Origin of the sequence: Kitasatospora sp. NPDC091276 (genome assembly GCF_040684355.1) — a bacterium.
In the GTDB taxonomy this organism is placed as follows: Bacteria; Actinomycetota; Actinomycetes; order Streptomycetales; family Streptomycetaceae; genus Kitasatospora.
Window position 1 is genome coordinate 105,414 of sequence record NZ_JBFBFU010000025.1, and the last position, 17,358, is coordinate 122,771.

Consider the following 17,358-nt stretch of genomic DNA (forward strand, 5'->3'; position numbering starts at 1 on the left):
GGATGTCCGCCATGACCGCCACGCCCGTCACGCCCGCCCGACGACGGCCGCTCACGGCCCCGCAGTCGGGAATCTGGTTCGGCCACGAGGCCGACCCCACCGGGCGGCGGTTCACCGCCGGCCAGTACGTCCAGTTCCACGGCGCGATCGACGAGGAGCTGTTCGAACGCGCGCTGCGGGGCGTGGTGGCCGGCAGCGAGAGCCTGCGGGCGCGCTTCGAGCCGACCGCCGACGGCGCCGTCCAGATCATCGAGGACGCCGCCGACTGGCCGCTGCACCGGCAGGACCTGCGCCACCACGAGGACCCGGCCGCCGCCGCCCGCGCGTTCCTCGCCGCCGAACTCGCCCACCCCTACGACCTGACCGCCCGCCCGCCCTTCGACCACTTCCTGCTGCGGACCGGCGAGGCGGAGTACCTCTGGTACCTCCGGATCCACCACATCCTGTGCGACGGCGTGGGCGGGGCCGGGCTGATGCGCCGGGTGGCGGCCGAGTACACGGCGCTGCACGCGGGCGAGCCGCCCTCCACCGGCGTGCACGACCCGCTCCAGGCCCTGCTGGACGACGACGCCGCCTACCGCTCCTCCGCCCGGTTCCGCACCGACGCCGCGTTCTGGGCCGAGGAGTCGGCCGGCCTCGGCGACCCGCCCCGCCTCGCGGGCGGACGCAGCGCCCCGACCGGCTCGGGCCCGCGCCCGCCGGTCGCCGTCCGGACGGAGCTGTCCGCCGAACGCTGGGCCGCTGTCCGCGAGCGCGTCGGCGCGGGCTGGACGGCGCTGTTCCCGGCCGCGCTCGCCGTCGCGCTGCACGCCGACACCGGCGAGGGCACGGCGGTGATCGGCCTCGGCGTCCGCGGCCGGGACGCCGCGCTGGCCCGGCGGGCCCTCGGCATGACGGCGAACGTCGTCCCGCTGCGGCTCGCCGTCGACCCGGCCGCCACCGTCGGCGGCCTGGTGGCGGCCACGGCGGACCGGGTCCGGGCCGCGCTGCGCCGCCAGCGGTACCGCTTCGAGGACCTGCTCCGCGACACCGCCGCCGCCCGGGGCGACCGGCCGCTGATCGGCCCCACCCTGAACCTGCTGCCGCTCGACCTGGGCCTGCGGTTCGGCGGGATCCCGGCCACCGTGCACGAGGTCTCGCCGGGCCTGCCCGAGGACTTCGCGCTCGGCGTCTACGACAACGGCCGCGCCACCCTGCCGGTGTTCGCCGACGCGGTCGGCGACTACCCCGAGGACACCGTCCGGGCCCACCTGGACCGGGTGCTCGACCTCGTGACGGCGCTGGCCGAGGCCCCCGAGGGGCTCCCGGTCGGCCGGCTGCGCACCGGCAGCGCCGTCGCCCTGCCGGCGCCGCGGCCTGCCCCCGCGCCGGCGCCGGACCGGACCGGCCAGGACGGCGACACCCTGGTCTCGCTGTTCGAACAGCAGGCCGCCACCCGCCCGCGGGCACCGGCCGTGGTGCTCGGGGAAACCGTCCTCACCTACCGCGAACTCGACCAGCGCGCCGACCGGTTGGCCCGCCGGCTCGCCGCCCGGGGCGTGCGCCGCGGCGACCTGGTGGGCGTCGCCCTGCCCCGCTCGCCGGACCTGGTGGTCGCGCTGCTCGGCGTCCAGAAGGCCGGCGCCGGCTACCTGCCGCTGGATCCGGACTACCCGGTCGAGCGGCTGCGCGCGACCATCGAGGACGCCGCGCCCCGGCTCGTGGTGACGGACGGCTCCGCCCGGGCGGCGCTGCCCGACGGCGTCGAGACCCTGCCCGTCGACGGCGCGGACGAGCCCGCCGACCGGACACGGCCGCAGCGCCCCGGCCCGGACGGTGTCGCCTACGTCATCCACACCTCCGGTTCCACCGGCCGCCCCAAGGGCGTCCTGGTCACCCACCGCAACGTCACCCGGCTGCTCGCCAGCACCGCCGACCGGTTCGGCTTCGGACCGGACGACACCTGGACCCTGTTCCACTCCTACGCCTTCGACTTCTCGGTCTGGGAGCTGTGGGGAGCCCTGCTGCACGGCGGCCGCCTGGTCGTCGTCCCCCGGGACACCGCCCGCTCGCCCGAGGAGTTCCTGCGCCTGCTCGCCGACGAGCGCGTCACGGTGCTCAACCAGACCCCCTCGGCGTTCACCCAGCTGGCCGCCGCCGACGCCGCCCACCCCGGCCCGAGCGCCCGGCTCGCCCTGCGGTACGTGATCTTCGGCGGTGAGCAGCTCGAACCCTGGAGGCTCGCGGACTGGTACCTGCGGCACCCGCAGGACGCGCCCCGGCTCGTCAACATGTACGGCATCACCGAGACCACCGTGCACGTCACGGCCGGCGACCTCGACGCCGCCGCCGTGGCCTCGGGCGCCGCCACCATCGGCCGCCCGCTGCCCGACCTGCGGGCGTACCTGCTGGACGCCGCCCTGCGGCCGGTGCCCGACGGCCTGCCCGGCGAGCTGTACGTGGCCGGCCCCGGCCTCGCCCGCGGCTACCTCGGCCGCCCCGCGCTGACCGCCGCCCGCTTCACCGCCGACCCGTACGGCCCGCCCGGCAGCCGGATGTACCGCAGCGGGGACCGCGCCCGCCGCCGCCCCGACGGCGAACTCGAACACCTCGGCCGCACCGACCGGCAGGTGAAGATCCGCGGCTACCGCATCGAGCCGGGGGAGATCGAGGCCGCGCTCGCCGCGCTGCCCGGCATCTCCGGCGCCGCCGTCCTCGCCACCGAACGGGAGCCCGGGCACAAGGCGCTGACCGCCTACCTGCTCGGCACCGAGGAGGCCGTCCGCGCGGCCGCCGACCACGCCCGCGCGTCGCTCCCGGACCACCTGGTGCCCGCGGCCTTCGTCGCCGTCGAGGGCTTCCCGCTGACCGCCAACGGCAAGCTCGACGAGCACCGGCTGCGGGCCCTGGAGGCCAGGGCGGCGGACGGCCGGGGCCGGGCGCCCAGCGGCGAGCACGAGACCCGGCTGCACCGGCTGTTCGGCGAACTCCTCGGGGCCGAGGGCTTCGGCGCGGACGAGAGCTTCTTCGCCCTCGGCGGCGACTCCCTCTCGGCGAACCGGCTGGTGGTCCGCGCCCGGGCCGAGCTGCCCGCCGAGCTGTCCGCCGGACTGACCATCCGGGACGTCTTCGCGGCCCCCACCGTGGCCGGCCTGGCCGCCCGGATCGGCGCCCGTGGCGCCGCCCGCAGGGGTGAGGCGGCGGCCGGCCGGGAACTCCCGCAGCGCCCGCAGGCCGGCCCCCGGCCGGAGCGCATCCCGCTCTCCCACGCCCAGCGCGGCCTGTGGTTCCTGCACCGGCTCGGCGAGCAGGCGTCGACCTACCACATCCCGCTCGCCGCCCGGCTGACCGGACCGCTCGACCTGGCCGCGCTACGGGCCGCCGCCGGCGACGTCCAGCAGCGGCACGAGAGCCTGCGCACCGTGTTCCCGGCCACCGACGGGCAGCCGTACCAGCGGATCCTCGACGACCCGCCCCTCCCGCTGACCGTCCGGCACCTGGACCCCGCCGGCCTGGACGCGGCGGTGCACGAGGAGGTCCACCGGCCCTTCGACCTCGAACAGGGCCTGCCCTGGCGGCTGGTGGTGTTCACCGCCGGGCCCGGCACCCACCTGCTGCTGATCGTCCTGCACCACATCACCGCCGACGAGCAGTCGCTGGGCCCGCTGACCCGCGACCTCGCCGTCGGCTACGCCGCCCGGGCCCGCGGCCGGGCCCCCGAGTGGCCCCGACTGCCGCTCCAGTACGCCGACTTCACGCTCTGGCAGGGTCGGGAACTCGGCCCGGCCGACGAGCCCGACAGCCCGCTGGCCACCGAACTGGCGCACTGGCGCGAGACCTTGCGCGGCGCACCGGAGCGCACCGCGCTGCCGGTGGACCATGAGCCGCCGCCCGGCGCGGCCCTGCGCGGGGCCGCCGCCGAGTTCCAGTGGGACGCCGAACTGGTCGCAGCAGCAGCCGAGTTGGCGGCCGGCCGGGGAGCCACCCTGTTCATGGTGCTGCACGCGGCCGTCGCCTGCCTGCTGGCCCGCTCCGGAGCGGGCACCGACCTCGTCCTCGGCACGGTCACCGCCGGCCGCGCCGACCCGGCCCTGGACGACCTGGTCGGCTACTTCGCCCAGCCGCTCGCCCTGCGCACCGACCTCTCGGGCCGCCCGGGCTTCGCGGAGCTCGTCGACCGCGTCCGGCACGCCGACCTCACCGCCTTCGCCCACGACCAGGCGCCCTTCGACCGGGTGGTGGACGCCCTCGCACCCGACCGGGAACTCGGCCGCCACCCGCTGTTCCAGGTGATGATCACCCTGCACGGCGGACGCCGACCCGCGCTCACCCTGCCCGGACTGTCCGGCGCACCGCACCGATTCGAGCGGGTGATGGCCAAGTTCCCGCTGCTCTTCGAGTTCGCCGAACAGCCGGACGGCACGGTGCGCGGCGTCCTGGAGTACAGCACCGGCCACTTCCGTCCCGAGACCGCCGACCGCCTGGCGCAGGGCCTCGGCCGCCTGCTGGCGGCCGCCCTGGCCGACCCGGCGGCACCCGTCGACGCCCTTGGCAGCCTCGACCTGCCCGGCACCCTCGACCTGCCCGGCACCCTCGACCTGCCCGGCACCCTCGACCTGTCCGACACCCCGGGCCCGGCCGGCCGCCCGCTCCCGGCGTCCGCCGCCGCCCGCCCGCACGTCACCCGCCCGGAGGACGGCTCGCCCGCCGAGGAGCAGCTGCGGACCCTGTTCGGCAGCGTCCTCGGCCGGGCGCGGCCCGGGCCGTCGGAGGGGTTCTTCCGGCTCGGCGGGGACAGCATCCTGGCGATCCAACTGGCCACCCGGGCCCGGTCGGCGGGCGTGCTGATCACGCCGAAGGACGTGTTCACCCACCAGACCCCGCGCGCCCTCGCGGCCGCCGCGGCCGTCGTCCCGGACGGTGTCCGCGCCCCGGCCGCCCGCCCGGCGGCGCCCGCGCCCCCGGGCGGGGTGCTGCCGCCCACCCCGATCGCGGACTGGCTGGCGGCCCGCGGCGGACCGATCCACGGCTACGCCCAGTCCCTGCTGTGCGAGGTGCCGCCCGGCGCCACCGAACACACCCTGAGCGCCGCCCTCCAGCAGCTCGTCGACCACCACGACGCGCTGCGGACCCGCCTGACCGGGGCCCCGGGCGAGCCGCTCGCCTTCGAGATCCGGCCCGCCGGGACCGTCCCGGCGGCCCCGCTGCTGCACCGGATCGACCTCGCCCGCGAGGGCCTCGCCACCGCCCCCGGCCGCGACCCGGCGCCCGCCCTGCTGGAACTCGTCGCGGAACAGCGGCACGACGCCCGCCGCCGCCTCGACCCCTACCGGGGCGAACTCCTGCGGGCGGTCTGGTTCGACGGCGACCAGGGCGGCCTGCTGCTGATGGTGATCCACCACCTCGCCGTCGACGGCGTCTCCTGGCGGATCCTGCTCGACGACCTCGCCCGGGCCCACCGGGCCGCCGCCGACGGCCACCCGGCCGACCTCGCCGCCGTACCCGTCACGGCCGCCGACTGGGCCCGCGCGCTGCGGGCGGCCGAGGCCGACCCGGCGGTCGCCGCCGACCGCGACCACTGGCACGGCCTGCTGACCGCCGGCACCGGGACCATCGGCACCCGGCCGCTGGACCGCACCCGGGACACCGTGGCCGGGGCCGCGACCCTGCGCACCACCCTGGGCGGCGGCCCGACCGCCGCCCTGCTGACCGACCTGCCCGACCGACTCGGCGCCGCCGTACCGGAGATCCTCCTCGGCGCGCTCGCCGCCGCCCTGCGCGGCTGGCGCGCCCGCGGCGCCGACGGCCCGCTCCTGGTGGACGTCGAGGGCCACGGCCGCGACCCGGAACTCGCGGCCCTCGACGGCCTCGACCTCTCCCGGACGCTGGGCTGGTTCACGGTCATCCACCCCGTCCTGCTGGACACCGGCCCGGCCGGACCCGACACCGGGGGAGCGGCCCGCGTCGACGACCTCGCCCCCGCCGACGAACTGGCCCGCGCCGTCGCGGCCGCGCGGCGGCGCCTGCGCGCGACCCCCCACCGGGGCCTGACGTACGGGCTGCTCCAGCGGTCCGGCGCGCTGCCCGACCGCCCGGCCCCGATCGCCTTCAACTACCTGGGCCGCTTCGACACCACCCGACGCGGCCCCTGGCAGCCCGTCCCCGGCACCCTGCGGGGCGAGGCCGACCCCACCCTGCCGCTCGCCCACACCCTCTCGGTCGACGCCTTCGTGGAGACCGGCCCGGACGGCCCGCGGCTGCGGGTCGAATGGGCCTGGCCGGCCGGCGTGCTGGCCGCCGACGCGGTGGCCGAACTCGCCGCCCGCTGGGAGCAGGCCCTCACCACCCTGTCGTCCGCCGGCCCGCCCCGGGCCGGGGGGCCCGCAGCCGACGCCCAGCCCGAAGCACCCGCCGAGGCCGCCGTCCTGCTGCCCGCCACGCCGCTCCAGGCCGGCCTGCTGTTCCACTCCCGCTACGCCGCCCACGACGGCCGCCGCGACCCGTACCTCGTGCAGCTCGTCCTCGACCTCACCGGCGCGATCGACCCGGAGCGGCTCCAGGACGCCGCCCGGCGGCTGCTCGCGCGCCATCCGCAGCTCGCCGGGGCCTTCACCAGCGGCGAGTCCGGCCCGCCGCGGCAGGTCGTGCCGGTCGAGGTGACGCTGCCCTGGCGCACCGTGGACCTCACCGGGCGGGCGGAGGGGGAGCAGTCCGCCGACGCCCGGCGGCTCGTGGCGGAGGACCGCCGGCCGTTCTCGGTCGACACCCCGCCGCTGATCCGGTTCACCCTGCTGCGGCTGGCCGCCGACCGGTGGCGGCTCGTCTTCACCCACCACCACCTGCTGCTGGACGGCTGGTCGGTGCCGATCGTGCTGCGCGAGCTGCTCGCGCTGCACCAGGGCGTCGACCTGCCCCCGGCGCCGTCCTACCGCCGCTACCTCGACTGGCTGGCCGGGCGCGACGACGCGGCCGCGCGCGGCGCCTGGCGCGTCGCCCTCGCCGGGGCCGAGCCCACCCGGGTCGGCCGGCCCGCGCCGGCCGGCGGCGAGGGCGCCGACGACGGCCCGTCGACGAGCGTCTTCACCCTGCCCGCCGGGCTCACCGCCGGGCTGCGGGCGCGCGCCGCGCAGTGGGAGGTGACCCTCGGCTCCCTGGTGGCGACGGCGTGGGCGCTGGTGCTCTCCCACCTCACCGGCCGCGACGACGTCCTGTTCGGCACCACCGTCGCCCAGCGCCCGGCCGAACTGCCGGAGGCGGACCGGCTCGTGGGCCTGCTGATCAACACCGTACCGGTCCGGGCCCGGCTGCACCCGGGCGAGCCGCTGCGCGAGCTCGCCGCCCGGCTCCAGCGGGAGCGCACCGCGTTGCTGGACCACGAGCACCTGGGCCTCACCGAGGTCGAGGAGGCCGCCGGTGCCGGGCGGCTCTTCGACAGCTCACTGGTGTTCGAGAACTACCCGCTGGACGAGGCCGGGTTCGTCGAGCCCGCGCCGGGCCTGCGGATCGGCGCCGTCGAACCGTTCGACGGCACCCACTACCCGCTCTCGCTGGTGGTGCTGCCGCGCCGGGGCGGCCTGGACGTGCGGCTCCAGCTGCGGCCCGCCGAACTGGACCGGTACCTCGACGCGGACCGGCTGCGCACCTTGCTGACGGCCGCCTGCGCCGCCCTGGCCGGCTCTGGCGCGGACGCGCTGACCACCGGCCGGGTCGACCTGCTGCCGCCCGTCCAGCGGGCGGGGCTGCGGGCCTGGGGCACCGGCCCGGCGGCCGACGCCGAACCGGTGTCGGTGGGCGCGCGGTTCGAGCGGCTGGCGGCCGACCACCCGGACCGGATCGCCCTGCGCCACGTCGACGGCGCCACCGCGAACGCCACGGGTACCGCCACCACCACGTACGGCGCGCTCAACGCCGACGCCAACCGGCTGGCCCACCACCTGGCGGCCCTCGGGGTGCGGCCCGGCACCCGGGTCGCCGTACGGCTGCCGCGCTGCCCGGAGGTGCCGGTGGCGATGCTGGCGCTGGCCAAGCTCGGCGCCGTCTGCGTCCCGCTGCACCCGGGGTTCCCGGCCGAGCGGCTGCGCGCGCTCGCCGCCGAGGCGGGCACCGAACTGCTGCTGGACGCCGAGGTGTTGGCGGCGGCCCGGCGGGCGGGCGGGAGCGCGGGCAACCCCGGCGTGGAGGTGCCGCCCGGGCAGGTCGCCCAGTTGCTGTACACCTCGGGCTCGACCGGCCGCCCCAAGGGGGTGGCGGTCACCCACCGCAACATCCTCGCCCTGGCCGACGACCCGCTGTGGCACGGCCCCGACCACGACCGGGTGCTGTTCCACTCGCCGCACGCCTGGGACGCCATGGTGTACGAGCTGCTCATGCCGCTGCTGACCGGCCGTCAGGTGGTGGTGGCCCCGCCGGGAGAGCTGACCCCGGCGGACTACGCCCGGGCCGTCGAGCGCGGCGGTGCCACCGCGGCCTGGCTGACGGCGGGCCTGTTCGACCTGCTGACCGAGCAGGTCCCGGCGGCCCTGGCCCGGTTGCGCCTGATCTGCACCGGCGGCGACGTCGTCCCCCCGGCGGCGCTCGCCCGGGCCCGGCGGGCCGCGCCCGGGCAGCGGCTGCTGGACCTGTACGGGCCGGTGGAGAGCACGACCTTCGCCCTGGGCCACGAAGTCCCGGCGGGCCCGGTCCGCGAGGGCGAGGCCGTCCCGATCGGCCGCCCGCTCGCGGGGACGAGGGTGCTGCTGCTGGACGCCGCGCTGCGCCCGGTGCCGCCGGGCGTCCCCGGCGAGATCCACCTGGGCGGCGAGGGCCTGGCCGCGGGCTACCACGGCGCCCCGGCCCGGACGGCCGAGCGCTTCGTCGCCGACCCGTACGGCCCGCCGGGCGGCCGGCTGTACCGCACCGGGGACCTGGGCCGGTGGGACACCGAGGGCCGGCTGCACTTCCTGGGGCGCGCGGACCGGCAGGTGAAGATCAACGGGTTCCGGATCGAGCCGGGAGAGATCGAGGCCGCGCTGTGCGCCGAGCCGGAGGTCACCGCCGCCCGGGTGGTGCCGCACGGGGCGGGCCCGGCGGGCCGCTCGCTGGTCGGGTACGTGGTCGCCGACCGGCCGGTGGCCGCCGGCGAACTGCGCCGCCGGCTCGCCGGGCGGCTGCCGCGCCACCTGGTGCCCGCCGTGCTCGTCCCGGTCGACGCGCTGCCGCTGGACGCCAACGGCAAGGTCGACACGACCGCCCTGGGCCCGCCGCAGCGGTCGGCCCCGGGGCCGACCCGCTCGCCCCGCCGGGAGGTCCTGGCGGCGCTGTTCGCGGAGGTGCTGCGGGTGCCGGCGGTCGCGCCGGAGGACGACTTCTTCGCGCTCGGCGGCAACTCGATCGCCGCGATGCGGCTGGCCGGGCGGATCCGGTCCACCCTGGGGGTCGACGTGCCGCTCGGCGAGCTGTTCGACGCGCCCACGGTGGCCGGGCTGGACCACCGGCTCGACCGCGCCGCCCGTACCGACGGCACCGGCGGCAGCGCCCCGGCGCTCGGCGACCGGACGGCCCGGCCCGACCGGCTGCCGCTCGCCCCCGCCCAACTGCGCCTGTGGACGGCCAACTACCTGGGCGAGCACCGCCCGGACTACCTCACCACCCTGGCCCTCGACCTCACCGGCGGGCTCGACCCCGCCGCGCTGCGGGCCGCCCTCGGCGACCTGGTGGTCCGGCACGAGGCCCTGCGGACCGTCCTGCCGTACGGCCCGGACGGCCCCGAGCAGCGCATCCTCGCGCCCGCCGATGCCCCGCCCGGCGCCCCGCCCGCCGACGCCGACCTCGCCGAGGCCTTCCTCGCCGCCGTCCCGTCCGCCGCGCCCCGCTTCCTCGACGTCCCGCCGGAGCGGCTGGACGCCTGGATCGCCGCCGAACTCGACCGCGGCTTCGACCTGTTGACCGAGCCGCCGCTGCGCACCGCCCTGCTGCGCAGCGGCCCCGACCGGCACACCCTGCTGCTGGTGCTGCACCACGCGACGGTGGACGGGCACGCGCTCGAACCGCTGCTGGCCGACCTGCGGTCCGCCTACCGGGCCCGGGCGGCCGGCGGGGCGCCGCGCTGGCCGTCGCCCGCCGTCCAGTACGCCGACCACGCCCTGTGGCTGCGGCGGCGGCTCGACGACGAGGACCGCCCGGAGAGCCCGGCCGCCCGGCAGGCCGCCTACTGGAAGGGCGCGTTGGCCGCCCTGCCGCCGTGGCGGGGCCTGCCGGACGCCACCGGCGCCCCGGGCGCCGGGCCGGGCGCGGCCGGCACCGTCCGCTTCGCCCTGGACCTGCGGGAGCACCGCCGGCTGGCGGCCGCCGCCCGGGCCTGTTCGGCCGGCACCGGGATGGTGGTGCAGGCGGCGTTCGCCGCCGCGCTGGGCGACCTCGGCGCGGGGCACGACCTCCCGATCGGAGTGCCGCTGGCCGGCCGGGACGACGAGGTGCTGGACGGCGTGGTCGGCTGCCTGGTCAACACCGTGGTGCTGCGGGTCGACACCTCCGGCGCCCCGACGGCCCGCACCCTGGTCGGGCGGGTCCGGGAGCGGCTGCTGGCCGCCCACGCCCATCAGGACCTGCCGTTCGACCGGGTGGTGGAACTGGTCAACCCGGCCCGGCGGGCGGGCCGCCAGCCGCTGTTCGGGGTGGCGCTCTCCCATCTGGTGCGGGCCGAACCGGCCGACGGCGGGCGGTGGGCCGACGCCGTGACGGTCGCCGAGCGGCCCGTCCCGGTGGCCCGCACCGCCGTCGACCTGCTGCTCCAACTGGTGGAGCGGCGGACCGCGGACGGCGCACCCGGCGGGCTGGAGTGCGCCCTGGTACACGCGCTGGACGGCTGCGACGAGCCGACCGCCCGGCGGGTGGTGGCCGCCTTTCGACGGCGGGTCACCGAGTTCTGTGACGAGTTGAACGACGAGTTGAACGACGAGGTCAACGGCGAGCTCGACGACGAGCCGGCCGACGAGTTGAACGACCTTGCCCACGTGCACGACCACAACCATGAAGTGAGGGCCCGATGAGCAGCACCAACCCCTTCGACGACGAGCAGGGCGCGTTCCTGGTCCTGGCGAACGAGGAGAACCAGCACGCGCTCTGGCCCGCCTTCGTCGACGTGCCCGCCGGTTGGCGCAGCGTGTTCGGCGAGGAATCCCGGCAGGCCTGCCTGGACTACGTCGAGAAGAACTGGACCGACCTGCGTCCGCGCAGCCTGGCCGAGGCGATGGACGCCCGCGTCGACTGACCGCGATCGGCCGGTCCATCAGGGATGTTCCACCCTGGCTTAAGGATCTCCCGTCCCCCGCAAGCGAACTGACAGCATGTCAGGGACGGGCGCGGGGCCGGCCCGCAGGAACGAGTGCGGCGCGCCTGGGTTTCCCCCACGCCCGGTCGCGCCGCCGGCGAGCCGGCCCCGGAGCCCCGCAGGCACCCGATTGCCGCCCGTCCGGACCGCAGCGCCACCGCCCGTTGTCCGAAGCCCTCACGAGGAGTCACCGATGAACGCTGTCACCCCGCGCACCGCCGAGCGCACGGCCCGGCCCCGGCACTACCTGATGTGCCGCCCCAGCCACTTCGAGGTCACCTACGCGATCAACCCGTGGATGGACCCGGCGAAGCCGGTCGACACCGGGCTCGCCGTGGCGCAGTGGGAGCGGCTGTACGCGCTCTACCAGGAGCTCGGCCACCGGGTCGACCTGATCGACCCGATCCCGGGCCTGCCCGACATGGTCTACGCCGCCAACGGCGCCACCGTGGTGGACGGCAAGGTGCTCGGCGCCCGCTTCCGCAACGCCGAGCGGGCCGCCGAGGGCCCCGCCTACCTGGAGTGGTTCCGCGCCAACGGCTACCCCGAGCTGCACGACCCGGAGCACGTCAACGAGGGCGAGGGCGACTTCCTGGTCACCGCCGAGTACGTGCTCGCCGGGCGGGGCTTCCGCAGCACGCCGGCCGGCCATGCCGAGGCCCAGGAGTTCTTCGGGCGCCCGGTGATCGGCCTGGAGCTGGTCGACCCGCGCTACTACCACCTGGACACCGCGCTGGCCGTCCTGGACGGCGACGAGATCATGTACAACCCGGAGGCCTTCTCCGCGGGCAGCCGCGAGGTGCTGCGCCGGCTGTTCCCGGACGCGGTGCTGGCCGACGCCGGCGACGCCGCCGTGTTCGGCCTCAACGCGGTCAGCGACGGCCTGCACGTGTTCCTGCCGGAGGCGGCCACGGGCCTCGCCGACAAGCTGCGGGAGCGCGGCTTCGAGCCGATCGGCGTCGACCTGTCCGAGCTGCTCAAGGGCGGCGGCAGCGTCAAGTGCTGCACGCTGGAGCTGCGCCACCGCGCCTGACCGCCGCCCGCCCCGCCCGTACGCCCGTTCGCCCGCCTCCGTGACGCCGGGGGCGGACGAACGGGGCGGACGCGGGCCGTACGACCACCCCGCACCAACGCGACGGGCCGCGCGGGCCTCCCCCCGAGGAGGTCCGCGCGGCCCGTCGGCGTCGCGCCCCGGTGCCGCCGCCCGACGACGGCGGCCCGGTGGCGGCTCAGTCCGGCCGCCCCGCGCGCGGCGGCCCGCTCTCGGCCCAGCGCTTCAGCAGGGCGGCCGCCGCGCCCGAGTCGACCGCCTCGGCGGCCCGGGGCAGCACGGCCGCCAGCCGCTCGACGACCGGCCGCTCGGAGGGCGTCAGCGCCGCCAGACCGGCCGCCGCGGACAGCAGGACGGCGTCACGGACGGGGCCCTGCTCGCCGTCCAGGACGGCGTGGACCACGCCCGCGTTGTGGGCCGCGTCGCCGCCGCGCAGCGCGTCCGGAGCCGCCGTCGCGATCCCGAGCTCGCGCGGGTCGAGCCGCTCCTGCACGAACCGACCGGTGGTCGCCGTCCAGACCGTCGAGGTGGTGGAGACGGACAGTTCGTCGAGGCCGTCGTCGCCCCGGAAGACCAGCGCGTCCACGCCCTGGCGGGCGAACACGGCGGCGATCAGCGGGCCCAGCCGGGGATCGGCGACGCCGACCGCCATGGCCGTGGGCGAGGCCGGGTTGGTCAGCGGGCCCAGCGCGTTGAACGCCGTCGGCACGCCCAACTCCTTGCGGGCGACGGCCGCGTGGCGGAACGCCGGGTGGAAGGCCGGGGCGAAGCAGAAGCCGATCCCGACCTCGCGCACCGAGCGGGCCACCTCCTCGGCCGAGAGCTCCAGTGCGATGCCGAGCCGCTCCAGCACGTCCGCCGAGCCGGAGGCGGAGGAGGCCGAGCGGTTGCCGTGCTTGACCACCCGGGCCCCGGCGGCCGCCGCCACGATCGCGGCCATGGTGGACACGTTCACGGTCTTCGCGCCGTCCCCGCCGGTGCCGACGATGTCCAGTGTCGGCCCCGGCACGTCGACCCGCACCGTGTGCTCGCGCGCGGCCCGGACCAGCCCGTCGACCTCCTCGGCGGTCTCGCCCTTGGCCCGCAGCGCCACCAGGAAGCCGGCCAGCTGCGCCGGCGCCGCCTCGCCGCGCATCACCCGGTCCATCGCCCAGGTGGTGTCGGCGGTGCTCAGGTCCGTCCCGCCGATCAGCGCCGTGAGTAGCTGCGGCCAGCTGCGCGATTCACCATTCCCTGTCACTGGTCACCCATTTCCGCTCGTCGGTTCCGATGTGCGTGCGGTCAGCGCCCGGCGCCGACCGCGAGGAAGTTCTCCAGCAGCTGCATGCCGCCGGTGGTGGTGATGCTCTCGGGGTGGAACTGCACGGACTCGATGGGCAGGCTGCGGTGCCGCATGCCCATGACGTAGCCGTCGTCGTCGGCGGTCGCGGTGAGTTCCAGGTCCTCGGGCAGCGGCTGGGTGACGATCAGGGAGTGGTACCTGGTCGCGGTGAGGCTGTTGCCGAGGCCGGCGAACAGGCCGCGCCCGTCGTGTGTCACGGTGCTGGTGCGCCCGTGCATCAGCCGGTCGGCGACCTGGACCCGCCCGCCGAACGCCAGGCCGATCGCCTGGTGGCCCAGGCACACGCCGAGCAGCGGGACCTTCCCGGCGAAGTGGTGGACGAGCTCGACGTGGCCGGAGGCCGCCGGGTGCCCGGGGCCGGGGCCGAGCACGACCGCGTCGGGCGCGGTCGCGGCCAGCTGCTCGGGGGTGCGGGTGTGCGAGCGGACCACCTCGGTGTCCGCGCCGAGTGCCCGCAGGTACTGGTCGATGATGTGGACGAAGCTGTCCCGCGCGTCCACCAGCAGAACCTTCACGCCGTCAACTCCTCACCCGTCAGCGCCCAGTAGGCGGCGCCCAGCTTCGCCAACGTCTCGTTCCACTCGCCCTCGGGGGTCGAGTCGGCGACGATCCCCGCGGAACTCTGCACGGAGTACACCGCGCCGTCGTGCGCGATCGTGCGGATGCACAGGGCCAGTTCGCTCCAGCCGCCGACGTCGATCAGGCCGACGGCACCGGCGTAGGCTCCGCGCGGCTCCCGCTCGATCTCGTGGATGATCTCCATGGCGCGCAGCTTCGGCGCGCCGGTCATGGTGCCGGCCGGGAAGGTCGCGCACAGCGACCGCCACACGTCGGCGTCCTCCTCCAGCTCGGCGCTGACCGTGGACACCAGGTGGAAGACGTGCGAGAAGGTCTCCACCACCATCAGGTCGTCGGCCGTCAGGGTGTGCGGCTTGCAGACCCGGCTGATGTCGTTGCGGGAGAGGTCGACCAGCATGACGTGCTCGGCCTGCTCCTTGGTGCTCGCCAGCAGGGCCTTGATCCGCCGCTCGTTCTCCTCCTCGTCCTGGTCGCGACGGGTGGTGCCGGCGATCGGGCGCATCACGATCCGGCCGTCCTCGATCCGGAACAGCAGCTCGGGGCTGGCGCCGATCAGCGTGCCCTCGCCGTTCGGGAGCAGGTACATGTGCGGGGAGGGGTTGCGCGAGCGCAGCCGCCGGTAGACCTCGACCGGCGTCAGCGCGGTGCGGACATCGATCCGGTGGCCGACCTGGATCTGGTAGATGTCGCCGACCCCGATGTGCTCCAGGCAGCGCCGGACCCAGCCGTGGAAGGTGTCGCGGTCCACGCTGTCGTGCACGGCCTGCGGGCGGACGGCCGGCGGGCACGCGGCCCGCGGCTCCTGCCCGGCCGCCTCCCGGGCCGCGCCCGCGAGGTCGTGGCGGCCGTGCTCGCCGAAGGCAGGGCTGTCGGCGGTCCGCAGGACCGGCGCGCCGTCGGTGCCGTAGTGCACGCTGTCGCGGAACAGCGTCAGCACGGCGTCCGGGCGGGCCGGCGGCAGCGCCCGGGCCGGCAGGTCCTCCATGTGCCAGGCCGCGTCGTAGCCGAACCGGGCCAGGAAGCCGAAGTGGAAGCGGTCGCCGGGCAGGCCCGGCTCCAGGCCGAACAGGCCCTGCGCGCGCCGCAGGAACTCCCAGACGCGGGCCGGCTCGGGGGCCTCCAGCCGCCCGGGGGCGTCCGCGGCGGGGGTGAGGCCCGCCGCCTCGGCGGTCGCCCGCAGCACCGGGGCGAGCTCCGCGACGCCGTCGATCTCCAGGTACGAGCCGTACAGCCGGATCTCGGCGAGCGGGCCGCAGCCGAGCACCGCGGGCCCGCCCTGCCGGCCGGACTCGGTCAGGCTCTCCAGCAGGTACACCTGCTCCGCGCCGAGCCGGTCGCCCAGCCGCGTGTACAGCTCCAGCGGGTCGTGCGGCGGCAGCGGCTCGGTGCCGAGCCGGACGGCGAACGGAGGGTGCGATGGCGCGTCTGGCATCGGAATCCTCATCGTGAATGGCCGGCTGGGTACGGCCGGTGAACCAATGGCCTCCAGTCAATCCGTTCGTCCCGGAAGGCGGTCAGACCAGTTCTCCGGTGCGGGAGCAGGCCAATTCGCGGACGCTTGACCTTCTTTCCGCGGCCGGGCTGCAATGAGCGGGCCAGCGATTTCCGTTCCCATCCGAGGGCCGTGATGAATCGAATTCCGCAGACCGGAGCACCCGCCGCCTGGCGTTCCCTGCCGGCGGCCCAGCAACCGCAGTGGCCGGACCGGGCGGCGCTTCGCGAGGTGGTCGCCGACCTGTCGGCCGCCCCGCCCCTGGTCCTCGCCGAGGAGTGCGACCGGCTGACCGACCGGATGGCCGCCGTCGCCGCCGGCGAGGCCTTCGTCCTCCAGGGCGGCGACTGCGCCGAGACCTTCGGCGGGCTCACCGCGGACGCGGTCACCGCCAAGCTGCGCACTCTGTTGCAGATGGCGGTGGTCCTGACCTACGCGAGCGGCGTGCCGGTCGTGAAGATCGGCCGGCTGGCCGGGCAGTATGCCAAGCCCCGCTCCCAGCCGGACGAGACCCGCGACGGCCTCAGCCTGCCCTCCTACCGGGGTGACGCGGTCAACGGCCCGGAGTTCACCGAGGCGGCCCGCCGCCCGGACCCGGCGCGGCTGCGGCGGATGTACGAGGCGTCGGCGGTCACCCTCAACCTGGTCCGCGGCTTCGCGGCCGGCGGCAGCGCCTCCCTCTACCAGGCCCACCAGTGGAACCGCGGCTTCCTGGAGGACTCCGCCGAGGCCCGCCGCTACGAGGAACTGGCCGACGGCGTGGACCGCGCGCTGCGCTTCCTGCAAGCCTGCGGCTGCGACCCGGCCGGGCTGCTGGAGGCCGAGTTCTTCGCCAGCCACGAGGGACTGCTGCTGGACTACGAGCAGCCCCTCACCCGCACCGACCCGCGCACCGGGGCGCACTACGCCACCAGCGGGCACCTGCTCTGGGTCGGCGAGCGGACCAGGGGCCTGGACGACGCGCACATCGCGTACTTCGCCGGGATCCACAACCCGATCGCCGTCAAGCTCGGCCCCACGACCACCGCGGACGAGGTCCTCGGCTACGTCGACCGCCTCGACCCCGACCGCCGGCCCGGCCGGCTGACCTTCGTGGTGCGGATGGGCGCGGGCCGGGTGCGCGAACTGCTGCCGCCGCTGGTGGAGAAGGTCACGGCGGAGGGCGCCCGGGTCGCCTGGATCTGCGACCCGATGCACGGCAACACCGTCCAGACCGACGACGGCCGCAAGACCCGCCGCTTCGACGACATCCTGGGCGAGGTCGCCGGCTTCTTCGAGGTGCACCGGGAGCTGGGCACGCACGCCGGCGGCATCCACGTCGAACTCACCGGCGACGACGTCACGGAGTGCCTCGGCGGCGGCGACCAGGTCCGCGCCGAGGACCTGCACCAGCGCTACGAGACGGCCTGCGACCCACGGCTGAACCACCGCCAGTCCCTCGACCTCGCCTTCCGGGTGGCGGAGCTGATGAAGGCCTGAGAACCGCCCCGGGCCGCGGTTGGCCGGATCGGTGCGCGCCGATCCGGCCAACCGGCCTTTCCACGCCGATTCCCCGCCGGTCACCCGGGGGCGCGGACGCCGATCGCAGTCCGTCAGGCGGCGTCTTT

Annotated in this window: 7 protein-coding genes; 4 read left to right on the forward strand and 3 right to left on the reverse strand. The window is 76.7% G+C overall.

The features are described 5' to 3' along the window. Positions 1 to 2 precede the first annotated feature (2 nt). From AB0O19_RS27890 to ddaH, 3 genes are all read left to right on the forward strand, one after another. Complete coding sequence (locus tag AB0O19_RS27890; protein ID WP_363623377.1) at positions 3 to 11,006, forward strand: amino acid adenylation domain-containing protein; 11,004 nt, start codon at positions 3 to 5, stop codon at positions 11,004 to 11,006. Then, positions 11,003 to 11,227 (forward strand): MbtH family protein, encoded by a 225-nt coding sequence (locus AB0O19_RS27895; protein ID WP_063349723.1) that lies wholly within the window; start codon positions 11,003 to 11,005, stop codon positions 11,225 to 11,227. The genes AB0O19_RS27890 and AB0O19_RS27895 overlap by 4 nt, the downstream gene beginning before the upstream one ends. Before the next feature lie 253 nt (positions 11,228 to 11,480). Continuing rightward, positions 11,481 to 12,320 carry a dimethylargininase gene (ddaH, locus tag AB0O19_RS27900; RefSeq protein WP_363623379.1) on the forward strand — a complete coding sequence of 280 codons (840 nt, stop codon included), beginning with the start codon at positions 11,481 to 11,483 and terminating at the stop codon, positions 12,318 to 12,320. Positions 12,321 to 12,516: 196 nt separating this feature from the next. Here ddaH and trpD read toward each other — a convergent pair whose 3' ends face one another. From trpD to AB0O19_RS27915, 3 genes are read right to left on the reverse strand one after another with little or no spacing between them, the layout of a single operon-like run. Then, positions 12,517 to 13,578 (reverse strand): anthranilate phosphoribosyltransferase, encoded by a 1,062-nt coding sequence (trpD, locus tag AB0O19_RS27905; protein ID WP_363623381.1) that lies wholly within the window; start codon positions 13,576 to 13,578, stop codon positions 12,517 to 12,519. A gap of 41 nt (positions 13,579 to 13,619) precedes the next feature. Next, positions 13,620 to 14,195 carry an aminodeoxychorismate/anthranilate synthase component II gene (locus AB0O19_RS27910; protein WP_063349726.1) on the reverse strand — a complete coding sequence of 192 codons (576 nt, stop codon included), beginning with the start codon at positions 14,193 to 14,195 and terminating at the stop codon, positions 13,620 to 13,622. Beyond that, entirely contained in the window at positions 14,192 to 15,691 is a 1,500-nt protein-coding gene (locus tag AB0O19_RS27915; protein WP_363623383.1) for an anthranilate synthase component I family protein, read from the reverse strand. The genes AB0O19_RS27910 and AB0O19_RS27915 overlap by 4 nt, the downstream gene beginning before the upstream one ends. A 195-nt stretch (positions 15,692 to 15,886) precedes the next feature. Between AB0O19_RS27915 and AB0O19_RS27920 the strand changes: the two genes are divergently transcribed. Then, positions 15,887 to 17,230 (forward strand): class II 3-deoxy-7-phosphoheptulonate synthase, encoded by a 1,344-nt coding sequence (locus AB0O19_RS27920; RefSeq protein WP_363623385.1) that lies wholly within the window; start codon positions 15,887 to 15,889, stop codon positions 17,228 to 17,230. Positions 17,231 to 17,358: the final 128 nt, after the last annotated feature.